14 protein-coding genes are annotated in these 14,530 nt (G+C 68.0%); 8 read left to right on the top strand and 6 right to left on the bottom strand.

The window, feature by feature from the left end:
* The first annotated feature begins 135 nt into the window (after positions 1–135).
* The gene (locus B3E43_RS01805) at positions 136–1,971 is read left to right on the top strand and encodes a cation:proton antiporter (RefSeq protein ID WP_292026181.1); all 1,836 of its coding nucleotides are present in this window, start codon (positions 136–138) and stop codon (positions 1,969–1,971) included.
* 234 nt (positions 1,972–2,205) lie between these two features.
* The gene (locus tag B3E43_RS01800) at positions 2,206–2,853 is read left to right on the top strand and encodes a TetR/AcrR family transcriptional regulator (protein WP_292026180.1); all 648 of its coding nucleotides are present in this window, start codon (positions 2,206–2,208) and stop codon (positions 2,851–2,853) included.
* A 51-nt stretch (positions 2,854–2,904) separates the two neighbouring features.
* Here the strand turns inward: B3E43_RS01800 and B3E43_RS01795 are convergent, their stop codons facing one another.
* Complete coding sequence (locus B3E43_RS01795) at positions 2,905–4,026, bottom strand: aromatic ring-hydroxylating oxygenase subunit alpha (RefSeq protein WP_292026179.1); 1,122 nt, start codon at positions 4,024–4,026, stop codon at positions 2,905–2,907.
* A 116-nt stretch (positions 4,027–4,142) separates the two neighbouring features.
* Here B3E43_RS01795 and B3E43_RS01790 point away from each other — a divergent pair, with 116 nt between their 5' ends.
* Together B3E43_RS01790 and B3E43_RS01785 are read left to right on the top strand one after the other, a co-directional pair.
* Positions 4,143–5,114 (top strand): alpha/beta fold hydrolase, encoded by a 972-nt coding sequence (locus tag B3E43_RS01790; protein WP_292026178.1) that lies wholly within the window; start codon positions 4,143–4,145, stop codon positions 5,112–5,114.
* Positions 5,115–5,231: 117 nt separating this feature from the next.
* The gene (locus B3E43_RS01785) at positions 5,232–7,349 is read left to right on the top strand and encodes a transglycosylase domain-containing protein (RefSeq protein WP_292026177.1); all 2,118 of its coding nucleotides are present in this window, start codon (positions 5,232–5,234) and stop codon (positions 7,347–7,349) included.
* On the opposite strand, the gene B3E43_RS01780 is transcribed toward B3E43_RS01785, so the two are convergent.
* Together B3E43_RS01780 and B3E43_RS01775 are read right to left on the bottom strand one after the other, a co-directional pair.
* On the bottom strand, positions 7,346–8,056 hold the full coding sequence (locus tag B3E43_RS01780; RefSeq protein ID WP_292026176.1) for a M48 family metallopeptidase: 711 nt from the start codon (positions 8,054–8,056) through the stop codon (positions 7,346–7,348). The two genes, B3E43_RS01785 and B3E43_RS01780, sit on opposite strands and share 4 nt — an antisense overlap.
* Positions 8,022–9,302, bottom strand: coding sequence for a polyhydroxyalkanoate depolymerase (locus B3E43_RS01775; RefSeq protein WP_292026175.1), 1,281 nt, complete (start codon positions 9,300–9,302; stop codon positions 8,022–8,024). The genes B3E43_RS01780 and B3E43_RS01775 overlap by 35 nt, the downstream gene beginning before the upstream one ends.
* 171 nt (positions 9,303–9,473) lie before the next feature.
* On the opposite strand from B3E43_RS01775, the gene B3E43_RS01770 reads away from it, so the two are divergent.
* Together B3E43_RS01770 and B3E43_RS01765 are read left to right on the top strand one after the other, a co-directional pair.
* The gene (locus tag B3E43_RS01770; RefSeq protein ID WP_292026174.1) at positions 9,474–10,025 is read left to right on the top strand and encodes an RNA polymerase sigma factor; all 552 of its coding nucleotides are present in this window, start codon (positions 9,474–9,476) and stop codon (positions 10,023–10,025) included.
* Positions 10,025–10,393 (top strand): DUF6768 family protein, encoded by a 369-nt coding sequence (locus B3E43_RS01765; RefSeq protein ID WP_292026173.1) that lies wholly within the window; start codon positions 10,025–10,027, stop codon positions 10,391–10,393. The genes B3E43_RS01770 and B3E43_RS01765 overlap by 1 nt, the downstream gene beginning before the upstream one ends.
* Positions 10,394–10,410: 17 nt before the next feature.
* On the opposite strand, the gene B3E43_RS01760 is transcribed toward B3E43_RS01765, so the two are convergent.
* Positions 10,411–11,040, bottom strand: coding sequence for an SCO family protein (locus tag B3E43_RS01760; RefSeq protein ID WP_349677548.1), 630 nt, complete (start codon positions 11,038–11,040; stop codon positions 10,411–10,413).
* Between the two features lie 52 nt (positions 11,041–11,092).
* Here B3E43_RS01760 and B3E43_RS01755 point away from each other — a divergent pair, with 52 nt between their 5' ends.
* Positions 11,093–12,610: an ActS/PrrB/RegB family redox-sensitive histidine kinase gene (locus B3E43_RS01755; protein ID WP_292026172.1), complete on the top strand. Its 1,518-nt coding sequence runs from the start codon at positions 11,093–11,095 to the stop codon at positions 12,608–12,610.
* 70 nt (positions 12,611–12,680) lie between these two features.
* The gene (locus B3E43_RS01750) at positions 12,681–13,235 is read left to right on the top strand and encodes an ActR/PrrA/RegA family redox response regulator transcription factor (protein ID WP_292026171.1); all 555 of its coding nucleotides are present in this window, start codon (positions 12,681–12,683) and stop codon (positions 13,233–13,235) included.
* Positions 13,236–13,329: 94 nt separating this feature from the next.
* Here the strand turns inward: B3E43_RS01750 and B3E43_RS01745 are convergent, their stop codons facing one another.
* Complete coding sequence (locus B3E43_RS01745) at positions 13,330–13,623, bottom strand: hypothetical protein (protein WP_292026170.1); 294 nt, start codon at positions 13,621–13,623, stop codon at positions 13,330–13,332.
* Between the two features lie 157 nt (positions 13,624–13,780).
* The coding region (locus B3E43_RS01740; RefSeq protein WP_292026169.1) for a S1 RNA-binding domain-containing protein at positions 13,781–14,530 on the bottom strand (750 nt) is incomplete at its 5' end.

Genomic DNA, 14,530 nt, shown 5'->3' with positions numbered 1-14,530 from the left:
GCTTCTCTGTCGGACAGCGTCGGCGGCGACCCTACGCCCCGGTTCCGCCCTGTCGCCTGAATTATTTGTCATGTGCGACGGAAACCCAGACGGGGCGGCGTTTCAGCCTGTAGGCTGACCCCCGACGGAGGACGAATGGCGACTCACGGCGGCGGCGGCGAATACAAGGATCTGGTGGTCTTCCTGGCCGCGGCGGGCGTGATCGTGCCGCTGTTCAACCGGTTGAAGATCAGTCCGGTCCTCGGCTTCCTCGCCGCGGGGGTGCTGCTGGGCCCGGACGGACTGGCGCGGTTTGCGGATACGGCCCCATGGCTGTCCTGGCTGACCATATCGGATGCGACCCAGATCCGGTCCCTGTCCGAGCTGGGCGTCGCCTTCCTGCTGTTCATGATCGGGCTGGAGCTGTCGTGGGAGCGGCTGCGGGCCATGCGCAAAATGGTGTTCGGCCTGGGGCTGACCCAGGTGGCCGTTTGTACGGTGGCGCTGGCGTCTGTGTTCGTCTTCATGGGTCAGCCGCTGGTGTCGGCGGCCGTGCTGGGCATGGGGCTGGCCCTGTCGTCCACTGCGGTCGTGATGCCGGTGATGGCCGAGCGCGGCCGGATCAAGACGACTGCCGGCCGGGCGACCTTCTCCATCCTGCTGGCCCAGGACGTGGTCGTGGCGCCGATTCTGGTCACGGTCACCGCTCTGGCGGCGCTGGCGCAAAGCGGCGTCGGCGGCGGGGATTTCGACCCGGCCGTGTTGCGCCCGGCGCTGCTGACCCTGATCCCGGCCGCGGTCGGGCTGGCGCTGCTGATCGTGCTGGGTAGGCTGGTGCTGCGGCCGATGTTCCGTTCCGTGGCGCGGGCCAAGGCCACCGGACAGGGGCAGGAGATGTTCATCGCGGCCAGCCTGCTGGTTGTCGTCGGCGCCGGGGTGGCGGCGCAGGCCGCCGGCCTGTCGATGAGCCTCGGCGCCCTGGTCGCCGGCCTGCTGCTGGCCGAGACCGAGTTCCGCCGCGAGGTCGAGATTTCGATCGAGCCGTTCAAGGGGCTGTTGCTCGGCGTCTTTTTCGTCGGGGTCGGCATCAGCCTCGACCTCGATGCGGTCGCCGCCGATCCGGTCGCGGTGTTCGGTCTGGCGGCCATGCTGACCCTGCTGAAGGCCGGACTGATCTTCGGCGTGGCCCGCCTGTGGGGTCTGAACAATCGCACGGCCATCGAGACCGCCCTCGTGCTGGGCCCGGCCGGCGAATTCGCCTTCGTCATCCTGGGAGCCGGTCTGGTCGAGGGGATCGCGGCCCCTGCCTTCACCCAGACCGTCCTGATGGCCGCGACCATCAGCATCTTCACCATTCCGCTGATGGCCCTGATCGCCGACCGTTTGCTGAAGCAGGCGGTCCCGGCCGTTCCCGATCTGCCCGCAGAAGCTATGGAGCCGCCGTCGGCGACGTCAGGGCAGGTGCTGATCGTCGGCTACGGCCGGGTCGGACGGCTGGTGGGCGAGATGCTGACTGAACACGGCCAGGCCTTTCTGGCCATCGACGCCAATCCGACGACCGTGGCCATGGGCCGGAAGGAGGGCGCCAATGTCTTCTATGGTGACGCGGGACGCACCGAGATGCTGGAAAAGTGCGGCATCGACACGGCGCGGGCCGTGGTCGTGACCATGGATGCGCCGGCCAAGGTCGATGAGGTCGTGGTCGCGACCCGCTCGCTGCGGCCGGATCTGATCCTGATCGCCCGTGCCCGGGATCATAAACACGCCGCGCGCCTGTATGCCCTGGGCGTCACCGACGCCGTGCCGGAGACGACAGAGGCCAGCCTGCAACTGGCCGAGAACACCCTGATCGATCTGGGGGTGCCGATGGGTCTGGTCCTGGCGTCGATCCACGAACGTCGCGACCGCTTCCGCAAAATCTTCCAGGAGGCCATGCCCGGCAGCGACGCCGTCCGCAGTCCGCGCGCCCTGCGCTCCACCCTGCGGCGCTGAGCCGCACCGACGGACTGGCTGCCCAGGCGCGTTAACCGCATGACTATCCCGACTGTTAATCCGGTTACCCCATTTTGGTCATCGTTGCGTGATGATTGCCCCGTTCTCGCCTGACAGGCGATGTGTCTGCGTGCCTTCGCGCCCGCCCCGGATTTCCCATCGCTTCGGCGTCCAGTTCCAACGACGGCGTAAAGCCGCCGCCCAGTGAGTACCCGTTTCATGCGAGATATCGCCTTGACCCCCCCCAAGACTCTCGACGCCGACAGCGAGTTGCCCCGGCTGAACCGCCGCCAGGCCGCCAAGGTCCGCACCCGCCAGAAGGTTCTGGACGCCGCGCGCGCCCTGTTCGCCGAGCGGGGCTATGAGCCCGCCACCATCCGCGACATCGCCAAGGGCGCAGGCATGTCGACCGGCGCCGTCTTCGCCAATTTCCAGGACAAGGCCGAACTGTTCGAGGCCGTCCTTTCGGAAGACCTCGCGAAGCTCGCCGAGACCCTGAAGGTCGCCGCCGCCGCCGAGACCACGCTGCGCGCGCGTCTGCTGGCCGCCATGACCGCCGGCTATCACGGCTCGCTGGAGCAGCTGCCGCTGGTTCAGGCCGTCGTCGCCCGTTCGTGGTTCCAGCCGGTCGCCGCCGAAATGCGGACCCGCGCCGCCATCAAGCCCCTGGTCATGGTCGTCTCCGACGCCCTTCAGACCGGCGTGCGCGAAGGCGAACTGCGTCAGGACGCCGACGTGCGCCTGCTCAGCGAACTGATCTATGAGGCCTATCTGTCGAACTATCGTGGCGCCGCCTACGACGGCTGGACCATGCAGGATCTGACGACCCGCATCGGCAAGCAGATCGATGTGATCCTGGCGGGCCAACTTTCCCGGCAATAGGTCCCGCCCGACCGAACGATGCTTCGAAGGCCGCGACCTCTGTCGCGGCCTTCAGCTTTTCCAGCGTAGCGTCGTGGCCTTCACAGGATTGGCGAACGGGCGGCCCTCGGCGCGGGACCTGGTCCATTCGCGCTTCAGCTGCTGGTACCATTTGGCCTGTTTGTCGGCGTCGTCGATCCAGATCAGGGCCGGATCGTAGCGCAGGCCCTCGTTCTGCAGGTTCACCATGCCGCCGTCCTGTTTCAGGAAGGCGATGACGCCCATGCGCAGGAACGGCTTGGCGATGCCGAACACCCAGTGGTCGGACCAGAAGATCTGGGTGATCCGGGTCTTAGTCTCATTGATGGGAGTCAGGCAGGTCAGGGCCAGCACCTGCTTCGGTCCGACCTGGATATGTTCCCAGCGATAGCCGGGCAGGCGGAAGGTGATCTCGGTCGCCGGGGCGCCGCCGAGAATCCTGTAGGCCCGGCTGTTCGACGAGGGCGCATGGCGCACCATGGCGAAACCCTGCTCGCGCGGTTCGAAGGCCTTGGCCTTCTCGTGCATCGATTTTGCAGACCGCCACCACCACTGCTGATGCACATAGGGGCCGTGGGCCGGGTCCATCAGGCCGACGACGGCGTGGTCGACATGGGCGTCGAAATCCATCCATTCGACCATCTTCGCCCCGCCGCCGACGACGCCCGGAAACACCGGCGGCTCGTGGTCGGGGTCAGGCGCCGTGCGCGGGTCGGAGGCCATCCAGACGAAGATCATCCCCTGGCTTTCGCGGACCGGATAGGACCGCACCCGGATCCGGTCGGCCTCATAGGGCTGATCCTCGACCAGGGAGGGGATGGCGGCGCAGACGCCGTCGGGGCGGAAGCGCCAGCCGTGGTAGCAGCATTCGATGGTTTCGCCCTCGCCGGGCTTCTCGACCAGCCGGCCGGCCGACAGGGGCGCCGCGCGGTGGGGGCAGATGTCTCGCATGGCATAGACCTGCCCCGCCCGGGTCCGGCCGATCAGCACAGGCTCGCCGAGCAGTACGTGACGCTTGAGCGAGGCCGGCGCGACGTCGCGCGAAAGGGCGACGAAATACCAGGCGTCGAGCACAAAACCCTTGCCGAAGGCGGTCGGCGGGGCCTTGGCCTCGGGCGATTTCGGAGAGACGGGGGCGCTGTCTGCGGGAGTCATGCGCGACAGTTTAGCGGGCTGTCACGCTGAAGTCTTGACCGGCTGCATCCGTTCGCGCCCTCTGTGGCGACCAGGGGACAGACGCGGGCGTTTGGCCCGTCCATCGGGATACTGACATGAAGACCATGACCGCCATCGCCGCCCTTGCCGGGGCCCTTTCCTTCATCGCTGCCGCGCCCGCCTTCGCCCAGGCCCATGGCGACCATGGCCAGGCCCATGGCCAGCCGGCCGCCGCCGAGGCCGGTCACGGCCATGCCCATGCCCATGCCGACTTCGAGTCGGGCCGGTTCCATGTCCGCGTCGACGGGCCCGAGCATCCGGTCGGCGACGTCATCCTGATCCCCGGCCTGTCCTCGTCGCCCCATGCCTTTGATCTGCTGACCGAAGAACTGAAAGGCCGTTACCGCGTCCACCGCATCCATGTGCAGGGCTTCGCCGGCGCGCCGGCCGAGGACAACGCCACGGGCCCCGTCTCGGCCCCGGTGGCCGAGGACCTGGCCCGCTATATCGCCGAACAGGGGCTCAACAAGCCGGCCGTGATCGGCCACTCCATGGGCGGAACCATCGGCATGATGCTGGCCGCCCGGCATCCCGACAGCGTCGGCAAGCTGATGGTCGTGGACATGATCCCCTTCATGGGCGCCATGTTCGGTGCGCCCGGAGCCACGGCCGAGAGCGTCGCGCCCATGGCGGACCAGATCTACACGGCCATGTCCGCCTCGCCGCGCGAACAGTATCAGCAGCAGGCCGAGGCCCAGATCGTCGCCATGATCAACACCGAGTCCCTGCGGGCCAGGCCGCTGGAGGACAGCCGGAAGAGCGACCAGCAGGTTTCATCCTCGGCCTATCGCGAGCTGATCGTCACCGACCTGCGCCCCGAGTTGGGCCGGATCACTGCGCCGACGACTGTGCTTTATGTCCGGTTCAACGACCCGCGGATGACCAATGACATGGTCGACGGCATCTACCGCGCCTCGTTCGCCAATCTGCCCGGCGCGACCCTGACGCGGATCGACGACAGCGCCCACTTCATCATGCTGGACCAGCCCGCCCGGTTCGCCGCCGAGGTGAACGCGTTTTTAGAATAGGCGCGCGAAGGGTCATGGTTTCGGCGGAAACGTCCCTCACAGTCTCGTGAAGGCAGCGGGGGCGTTTCCGTGCGTTCCGTGACCGGGTAAGAGCGGACTCGGCTTGGTGAGGGATTGATGGCGGGTTCCGGCTTCAACTTCGGACGTGGCGGCGGCGCGGGCCCGAAATCCGCGCGTACCCCGTTGCAGCGCGTCCTGTACTGGGGCGCGGTTCTGGCGGTCTGGGGCCTGATTTTCCTGGTGGTCTTCTTCGCAGTGTTCGCCCGCGACCTGCCCGACACCTCGACCCTGTACAATGTCGATCGCCAGCCCTCGATCACCTACCTGGACCGCAACGGCGCACTGATCGCGGTGCGCGGCACCCAGCAGGCCCCGCCCGCCGATCTGGACTCGCTGCCGGACTATGTGCCGGCGGCCTTCATCGCCATCGAGGACCGGCGCTTCTATCACCATCCCGGCTTCGATCCGATCGGCATGAGCCGGGCCATGGCCGCGAACATGCGCGCCGGACGCGTGGTCCAGGGCGGCTCGACCCTGACCCAGCAGCTGGCCAAGAACCTGTTCCTGTCTCCGGACCAGAACATGAAGCGCAAGGTGCAGGAGCTGATGCTGGCGGTCTGGCTGGAGATGAAATTCTCCAAACAGGAAATCCTCGCCCTGTATCTGAACCGCGTCTATTTCGGCGCCGGCGCCTATGGGATCGAGGCGGCCTCGCAGCGCTATTTCGACAAGAGCGCGCGCCAGCTGACCGTCGGCGAGGCGGCCCTGCTGGCCGGACTGCTGAAGGCCCCGTCGCGCTATTCGCCCGTGTCCGAACACGAGCGGGCCGGCGCGCGCGCCACCGTGGTGCTGAACGAGATGGTCGACGCGGGCGTCATCACCGAGGCCCAGCGCGCCCAGGCCGTGGCCGACCCGGTGCGGGTCTCGCGCACCCTGGCCACCCAGCATGCCCAGTATTTCATCGACTGGCTGGACAAGCAGATCCGCGAGCTGGTCGGTGAACCGACCGAGGACATGATCGTCGAGACCACGCTCGATCTGACCCTGCAGACCCAGGCCGAGCGGTCCGTGCGCCGCATCCTCGACCGCGACCGCTCCAAGGGCGTGCAGCAGGCCGCCCTGGTGGCGCTGGACGGCGAGGGCCGGGTGCGAGCGATGATCGGCGGCGCTTCATACGCTGACAGCCAGTTCAACCGGGCGACCGATGCGCGGCGTCAGGCCGGGTCCGCGTTCAAGCCGTTCGTCTATCTGGCCGCTCTGGAGAGCGGCTATACGCCTGAGACACTGGTCAACGACGCCCCTATCCGCATCGGCAACTGGTCGCCGCGCAACTATTCGGGCTCGTTCGCGGGCGAGATGACGTTCGCCAACGCCGTGGCCCAGTCGACCAACACCATTGCCGCCGGCATGGCTGACCAGATCGGCCGCGACAATGTCGCGCGCACGGCCCGCCGTCTCGGCATCACCAGCCGCATCGGGCTGGAGCCGGCCATGGCGCTGGGCGCCGTCGAGGTCTCGCCGCTGGAAATGGCCCAGGCCTATGACGCCTTCGCCAACGGCGGACGGCGCGTCACCGCCTTCGGCATCAGCCGTATCCGCACGCCGCAGGGGCGGGTCATCTATCAGCGCGCCTCCCGCGCCGACGGGCCGATCCAGGCCATCTCGAACCCGTTCCTCTACTACCAGAACCAGATGCTGCGCGGGGTCATGACCTCGGGCACCGGCCGGTCGGCGGCGATCGCCGGGCGGGATATCGCGGGCAAGACCGGCACGACCTCGGACTACAAGGACGCCTGGTTCGTCGGCTACACCGGCGGCTTCGTTACCGCTGTCTGGGTCGGCAAGGACGACAACACCGCCATGCGCGGCGTCACCGGCGGTTCGTCGCCGGCGGCCATCTGGCGCGGCTTCATGGAGGCGGCCCTGCCGCGCCTGAACGCCCCGGCCATCCCCAACGGCCCGGCCATGCCCGAAGGCTGGCAGCCGCCGAGTCCGGTCGAGAGCCTGATCGGCCGCATCGGCGATATCTTCGGCGACAGTCCGGCAGCCGAGCCGGATCCTCTGGACGAGTCCCTGCTGGAGACCACGCCGCGCCAGCCGGCGCCGCCGCGCCGAAACGAGCCCGGCCCGGCCATCGTCCGGCCGACTGCGCCGCAGCCGCAGCGCGATACCCCGGACCAGCGGCCCGAGCCGACGCCGCCGCCGGAGAAGAAGGCCGAGCCGCTGTTCTTCTAGCGGCCCACGGCGTGGAGCGCGGGGCCGTTCTCGCGCAGCCATTTGCGGTGAGGACGGTGGTCGCCGATCAGCCGCTGAACGACGCTCCAATAGGCGGGACTGTGGTCGGCATGGACCAGATGCGCCACCTCATGGGCGGCCAGATAGTCGATCACGGCGGGTGGGGCCATGATCACGCGCCAGCTGTAGCGGATCGAGCGATTGTGCGGGCTGCATGAGCCCCAGCGGGATTTCGGGTCGGCGATCGACATCTTGACGGGCCGCTGGCCGAGGGTGCGGAGATGGACATCGGTTCGGGTCTGGAGCGTTTCTCTCGCCACCCTCCTGAACAGGTTTTCCACCCGTCTGGCATAGGCCTCGCCCTCGCCGCCCGAGGCGATCAGGGGGCCGTCGGCGTCCTCGGTCAGACGGGCCGCCCCGGCGCCCCCTGTGGCTGTGAGCCGGGTCGGCTTGCCGAACAGGTCGATGACCGCGCCGGGCTCGATCGGCGTGCCCTGCGGCCGCTCGGCCAGACGTTCGCGCATCCAGGACGTCTTGGTGCGGGCGAAGGCGACGACGTCGGCCAGTTTGCGCTCGGACGGGGCGATCAGCACCGCCTCGCCGGCGCGGGCGTCAATCCGGATCGACAGGCGGCGCGCGCGGGGATTGACCGACAGCCGCGCTGTCAGGTCCTCAAGCGGCAGCCGCTGGCCGTTCCGATACTGCAACTATGGCCTCGTTCTTCGCGATGAAGTCGCGCACCCGCGGATAGATGTCATCGCGGAAGCGCCGTCCGTTGAAGACGCCATAGTGACCGACATCGGGGTGGACATACAGCACCCGCCGGTCGTCCGGCAGGCCGGTGCACAGGGTATGGGCGGCCTGGGTCTGGCCGACGCCGGAAATGTCGTCCTGTCCGCCCTCGACGGTCATCAGCCCGATGTCGCTGATTCCCGCCAGATCGACCTTGCGACCGCGATGCTCGAGCAGGCCGCGGGCCAGAAGATGCTGCTGGAAGACGATGTCGATGGTCTGGAGGTAGAACTCCTCGCTGAGGTCCAGCACCGAGAGGTATTCGTCGTAGAAGGCCTCGTGCTTCTGGGCGCCGTCGCCGTCGCCCGAGACCAGGTGGCCGAAATAGTCGCGGTGGGCGTCGACGTGCTTGTCCTCGTTCATCGACATGAAGCTGTAGAGCTGGACAAAGCCCGGATAGACCCGCCGGCCGAAGCCCGGATAGGGCCAGGGCACGGTGTGGATCATGTTCGACCTGAACCAGGTGAAGGGCTTGGCCTCCGCCAGCTGGTTGGTAACGGTCGGGGACAGGCGGGCGTCGATGGGCGAGCCCATGAAGGTCATGGAGGCGGGCCGGTTCGGGTCCTTGTCCTCGGCCATCAGGGCGCAGGCGGCGAGCACGGGCGGTCCGGGCTGGCAGACGCCGACGACGTGGGCGCGCGGGCCGATCTGGCCCAGCATGGTGCGGACATGGTCGATATAGTCGAAGAAGTCGAACCGGCCCTCGAGCATCGGCACCTGACGGGCGTTGACCCAGTCGGTGACATAGACGTCGTGGTCCTGGAGGAAGCCCTCGACCGTGCCGCGAAGCAGGGTGGCGTAGTGGCCCGACAGGGGGGCCACGATGAGAACCGCCGGGGCAGACGTGGGTTTCTTCGCCCGCTTCAGGTCGCCGACATGGCGGGCGAACCGCACCAGCCGGCACCAGGGCGAAGACCAGATCACCTGTTCGGTGGTCCGGACGTCCTTCTCGCCGATGGTGATGGTCTCCAGACCCCAGGCGGGCTTGCCGTAGCGGCGCGTCACGCTCTCGAACAGCTCGGCCGAGGCAAAGGCCGTTCGGCCGATCGCGGTGTCCGAAGCCGGATTGAAGGGAGAGGTCCAGAACTGGCGGGCCAACTGGGCCCCGAACCGGAACGGCGTCGCCGAGTGATAGGCGAGCTCGTGAAGCGAATAGAGCATGGAATCCTTGATACGGCGCGGCCGTTACGCGGCACAGCACCATAGAACGCATCGCACTGCAAAAAGATTATTGAGCGGCGAAATTCGGCCGATTCGGACGGACCTGCACGATTCCCTTGAACCGCCCGACGACTTGTCCGCACCTCTCACATGAAACGGGACGAACGGACGATGGTCAGGACGAAGGAGCAGCTTCTTGACGAGTATCTGGTCGCGTCCGCGCGGGTCGGAGATCGTAGGGCGTTCGACCTTCTGGCCCGGCGTTGGGGCCGGAAGCTGCTGGCCCATGCCTGGCGTTTGACCGGCGACGCCGATCTGGCGCGGGAAGCCGCCCAGGACGGCTGGGTCGAAATCCTGCGCGGTCTGGGCAGGCTGCGCGACGAGCGCGCCTTTCCGGCCTGGGCCTATCAGATCGTGACGCGCCGCTGCGCCCGCCAGATCGGACGGGTACGCCGCGAGCGCGCTCTGACGGCGGCCGTCGCGATCGAGCCGTTGGCCGAGGGCGAGTCGAACGAGACGAGCGATCCCGGGGCCTCCGTCCGCCTGCGCGCTGCATTGGCCGCCCTGCCGGAGGGGCAGCGGGCGGCTGTCGGGCTGTTCTATCTCGAGGATTTGAGCGTCGCCGAAGTGGCGATCGCCCTGAACGTGCCGGCGGGCACGGTGAAAACCCGCCTGATGCATGCCCGCCGCACCTTGCGCGCGGTTCTGGAAGGAGACGTGTGATGCAGGATATCGACCGGATGATCGAGGAAGCCCTCGATGGCGAGGAACAGGCCCTGTTCCGGGAGACGGCGCGTGAGCCCGGCTTCTTCGAACAGGCCTTCGGCCTGCTCGGAGGCCCGAACGGCTGGGTGAATGTCATCATGATGGTTGTGCAGGCGGCGCTGTTCATCGCCGGCCTCTGGGCCGGGTGGCGCTTCTTCGAGGCGGAGACGGCCCTGTCGGCCCTGCATTGGGGTCTGCCCGCGGCCGTCCTGGTGCTGGCGTCGTTGATCGTCAAGACGGCGATGATGCCGGAGATGCAGGCCAACCGGCTGATGCGCGAACTGAAACGGCTCCAGCTTCAGGCGGCGGTGGGTCGCAAGGGGTAGGATGTCCGGGGCGTTTTCTATCCGCGCGTCATGGCCTGTTCGATGATTCGGGCCGCGTTGGCGGGTCCGAGGTCGTGGCCGAGGGCGCTGCGGAACTGCCCGTCCGGTCCCATCAGATAGATCGTCAGCGAGTGGTTCATCGTATAGGCCTCGCCTTCGCCGACCTTCTGATAGACCGCGCGGTAGGCGTCGGCGGCGGCCCGGACCTGGGCCGGCGTGCCCGTCAGGCCGATGACCCCCTCGGGAAAGCCGTCGGAGGACAGATAGTCCTTCAGGGCCTGCGGGGTATCGCGTTCCGGGTCCACGGAGATGAAGACGATCTGGACGTCGTCGGCGCGGTCACCCAGCGCCGTCTTCGTCGCCTCAAGCATGCCCAGGGTCGTGGGGCAGTAGTCCGGGCAGTAGGTGAAGCCGAAGAAGACCAGGGTCCATTTGCCATTCAGCAGGGTCTGGTCGACGGCCTGACCGTCCTGGTTGACCAGCTGGAAAGGGCCGCCGACGCTGGGCTGTCCTGTCGAACTGATCTGGCGCGAGGCCGATCCGGCGTCGCCGCGGCCGTTGACCATCACAATGGTTCCGACCGCCAGAACGGCGGCGACGGCGATGCAGACGCCGGCGAACAGCAGGATGGATCGACGCGGCATCATGGCCCCTCTCGAAAACGCGCACGTCCGCGCGCGTCCGGTCTATAGAAGAGGCGTGAGCCTGTCCCAAGAGCATCCGGCGCCGCAGCCGCCGTCGCAGTTCGCGCCGGAGGATCCGGGCCGTTTCCCGGCCTGGCGCAACCTGCCGCGCCGCAGCCGGGGCCTGTCGCTGCGCACCCTCGTGATCCTGCGCTGGATGGCCATTGCGGGGCAGAGCGCGACGATCGGGATCGCCACCCTCTATTTCCATTTCGACCTGCCGCTTTGGGGCTGTCTGGCCGCCATCGGCGTCAGTGTGGCGATGAACCTGAACGCCACCGCCCGGCTGAAACGTAGCGACGGCTCCCTGCCCGACGGGCGGCTGACGGCGGCGCACCTCGGGTTCGATATTTTGCAGTTGTCGGTGCTGCTGGGGCTGACGGGCGGACTGCAGAACCCCTTCTGCCTGCTGCTGGTCGCGCCGGTGACGGTGGCGGCGGCCTCGCTGCCCGGACGGCAGGCGGCGTTGATGGGACTGCTGGTGCTGGCCGCGACGGTCAGCCTGTTCTTCGTCTCCCTGCCGCTGCCGTGGCAGGCGGGGACCGAATTGAACCTGCCGCCGCTCTACCGGTTCGGCATCGGCCTCGCCCTGATCACGGGGGTGATCTTCACCGCGGCCTATGCGTGGCGGGTCGCGGCGGACGCCGAGAAGCTGGAACTGGCCCTGGCCACCACGCAGGACGTACTGCAACGCGAGCAGCGGTTGGCGGCGCTGGGCGGCCTGGCGGCGGCGGCGGCGCATGAGCTGGGCACGCCGCTGGCGACCATCCAGGTGGTGGCCCGCGAACTGCTGCGCGCCTCGGCCAAGGACGGCGCGGCCGCCGAGGATGCGGCCCTGATCCTGCAGCAGGCCGAACGCTGCCGCGACATTCTCAAACGCCTGTCGCAGCAGCCGGAAGAGGGCGAGGCGGCCTTCGCCGAGGTGGGGCTGAAGGCCCTGCTGGAAGAGGTGGTGGAGCCGCACCGCGGCTTCGACCTCAACTTCGAGGTGTCGGTGCGCACGGCCTCGGGCGAGGCCGCGCCGCGCGTCCGTCGCCTGCCTGAGGTCATCCACGGACTGTCGACCCTGGTCGAGAACGCCGCCGATTTCGCCGGCTCGAAGGTGCGGGTGCGGGCCATCGTCGACGCCGGCTTCATCGAGATCGAAGTGGTGGACGACGGCCCCGGCTTCCCCGCCGACATCCTGCCCCGTCTGGGGGAGCCCTATGTGACCAGCCGGCCCCAGGGCAAGGCGCGGCGGGCCCTGTCGGCCCAGATCGCGGCCTCGGTCGCCGCCGCCACGCCGGGCAGGAAGGGAAAGAAGGAGGCGAAGCCGGAACCCGCGCCCGAAGCCATCGCCCCCAGCCAGGGCGGCATGGGACTGGGCTTCTTCATCGCCCGGACCCTGCTGGAACGGACCGGCGGCAAGGTATTCGTCGGCCCCGGAGACGGGGGACAGGCGCCGGCCAAGGGACAGGCGTCGGCAAAGGGGCAGGCCAAGGGCGCGCGCGTCGCTGTGCGCTGGCCCCGGCCGGCGCTGGAGGTGTCGTCGTGATGTCGCACCCCCCATCTGAACCTTGACCGCACCCGTACTGTTACTGACTTGAGCCACCAGGAGAACGCCGATGCCCGACGCTGAAGACCGGATCGCCGCCCTTGCGGACAAGACCCTGCTGGTGCTCGACGACGACAACGCCCTGCGCACCCGGCTGGGCCGCGCGCTGGAGAGCCGCGGCTTCGAGGTCACCCTCGCCGCCTCCCTGGCCGAGGCCTTCGAGGCGCTGAAGTCCTCCATCCCCGCCTTCGCCGTGCTGGACATGCGGCTGGAGGACGGCAACGGGCTGAAGGTGGTCGAGGCCATCCGCGACCGGCGCGAGGACGCCCGGATCGTCATGCTGACCGGCTACGGCGCCATCGCCACGGCTGTGGCGGCGGTCAAGGCCGGGGCCGTCGACTATCTGCAGAAGCCCGCCGACGCCGACGACGTGGTCAAGGCCCTGCTGATGACCGGCGAAGCCCCCGAGCCGCCGGACAATCCAATGAGCGCCGACCGGGTCCGCTGGGAACATATCCAGCGGGTCTATGAGCTGTGCGACCACAATGTTTCGGAGACGGCGCGGCGACTGGGCATGCACCGGCGGACGCTGCAGCGGATTCTGGCGAAGCGGGCCCCGCGGTAGGTTATCCGACGCGAGCTCGTTGCCCGCGCTTCAAAAGGCGCTATGGCGCTGCCTGAAAACGATCTGCTGAAACGCCCGGGCGAATAGGCTGCGGTCAGCCGCCGTCCGGCAGGCGTGAACCCTGCATCCGGCGCAGCATTTCCTGGCTGTCGCGGCGTTCGTCGGCGGTTTCGACGCTGCTGCGGCAGACGCGACGGCCGAAGCGTGATCCGGTCACCGGCTCGGTGCGGCAGACCTGGGTGATCGGCGAGCGCTCCGCACGGGCCTGCACGTCAACGGTCTCAAGGGAGACGACCGGAACGGCAGGCTGGACGGTGGCGGGAGCCTGGGCAGGCGCGGAGGTCTGCTGCATCAGGGCGAGGGAAGCGAACAAAAGGACGGGGGACACCGGGGGTTCTCCTGGAGATTTCGACAACCATAGAGCCGCAATCAGGCGAAATTCGCAAATCGCGTGTTCAGACCGCAGGCGGGGTTCAGGTCCGGAGCAGCGAAAAGGCCCCGGTGATTCCACCGGGGCCTCCTTCATTCAGAGATGACGTCCAGCCTTAGCGACGGCCGCGGCCGCGATCGCGGTCACCGCCGCCTTCACGCTTGGGACGGCCGCCGGTGTCGTCCGACAGGGCCGGTTCACCGCGTTCAGCGCGCTCGGCGTTGATCTTGTCGGTGATGTCCTCGCCGGTGGTCTGGTCGACGACCTTCATCGACAGCTTGGTCTTGCCGCGATCGTCCATGCCGAGGAATTTGACCTTCACTTCCTGACCTTCGGTCAGGACGTCGGCCGGGTTGGCGACGCGTTCCAGGCTGATCTGGGACACGTGGACCAGACCGTCCTTGGCGCCGAAGAAGTTCACGAAGGCGCCGAAGTCGACGACCTTCACGACCTTGCCGGAGTAGATGGTGCCGGGCTCGGGCTCGGACACGATCGACGAGATCCAGTTCTTGGCGGCGTCGATCTTCTCCTGGTCCGAGGCGGCGATCTTCACCGTGCCGTCGTCGTCGATGTTGATCTTGGCGCCGGTCTTTTCGACGATCTCGCGGATGATCTTGCCGCCGGTGCCGATGATGTCGCGGATCTTGTCGGTCGGAACCTTGATCGACTCGATCTTGGGCGCGTACTCGCCCAGTTCGGTGCGGGCGCCGTCGATGGCCTTGTCCATCTCGTCGAGGATGTACAGGCGGCCGGCCGAAGCCTGGGCGATCGCCTTGCGCATGATCTCTTCGGTGATGCCCGCGACCTTGATGTCCATCTGCAGCGAGGTGATGCCTTCGCGCGTGCCGGCCACCTTGAAGTCCAT

Origin of the sequence: Brevundimonas sp. UBA2416 (genome assembly GCF_002343105.1) — a bacterium.
Taxonomy (GTDB): domain Bacteria; phylum Pseudomonadota; class Alphaproteobacteria; order Caulobacterales; family Caulobacteraceae; genus Brevundimonas.
The sequence above is the reverse complement of the archived record's forward strand: the minus strand, read 5'-3'. Positions and strand labels throughout refer to the sequence as shown.

What these genes read in the sequence shown, in the direction of transcription:
- B3E43_RS01760 (WP_349677548.1), bottom strand. Translation starts at nt 11,040, where the DNA reads ATGATGCCGCGTCGATCCATCCTGCTGTTCGCCGGCGTCTGCATCGCC.
- B3E43_RS01805 (WP_292026181.1), top strand. Translation starts at nt 136, where the DNA reads ATGGCGACTCACGGCGGCGGCGGCGAATACAAGGATCTGGTGGTCTTC.
- B3E43_RS01795 (WP_292026179.1), bottom strand. Translation starts at nt 4,026, where the DNA reads ATGACTCCCGCAGACAGCGCCCCCGTCTCTCCGAAATCGCCCGAGGCC.
- B3E43_RS01770 (WP_292026174.1), top strand. Translation starts at nt 9,474, where the DNA reads ATGGTCAGGACGAAGGAGCAGCTTCTTGACGAGTATCTGGTCGCGTCC.
- B3E43_RS01750 (WP_292026171.1), top strand. Translation starts at nt 12,681, where the DNA reads ATGCCCGACGCTGAAGACCGGATCGCCGCCCTTGCGGACAAGACCCTG.
- B3E43_RS01775 (WP_292026175.1), bottom strand. Translation starts at nt 9,302, where the DNA reads ATGCTCTATTCGCTTCACGAGCTCGCCTATCACTCGGCGACGCCGTTC.
- B3E43_RS01785 (WP_292026177.1), top strand. Translation starts at nt 5,232, where the DNA reads ATGGCGGGTTCCGGCTTCAACTTCGGACGTGGCGGCGGCGCGGGCCCG.
- B3E43_RS01790 (WP_292026178.1), top strand. Translation starts at nt 4,143, where the DNA reads ATGAAGACCATGACCGCCATCGCCGCCCTTGCCGGGGCCCTTTCCTTC.
- B3E43_RS01765 (WP_292026173.1), top strand. Translation starts at nt 10,025, where the DNA reads ATGCAGGATATCGACCGGATGATCGAGGAAGCCCTCGATGGCGAGGAA.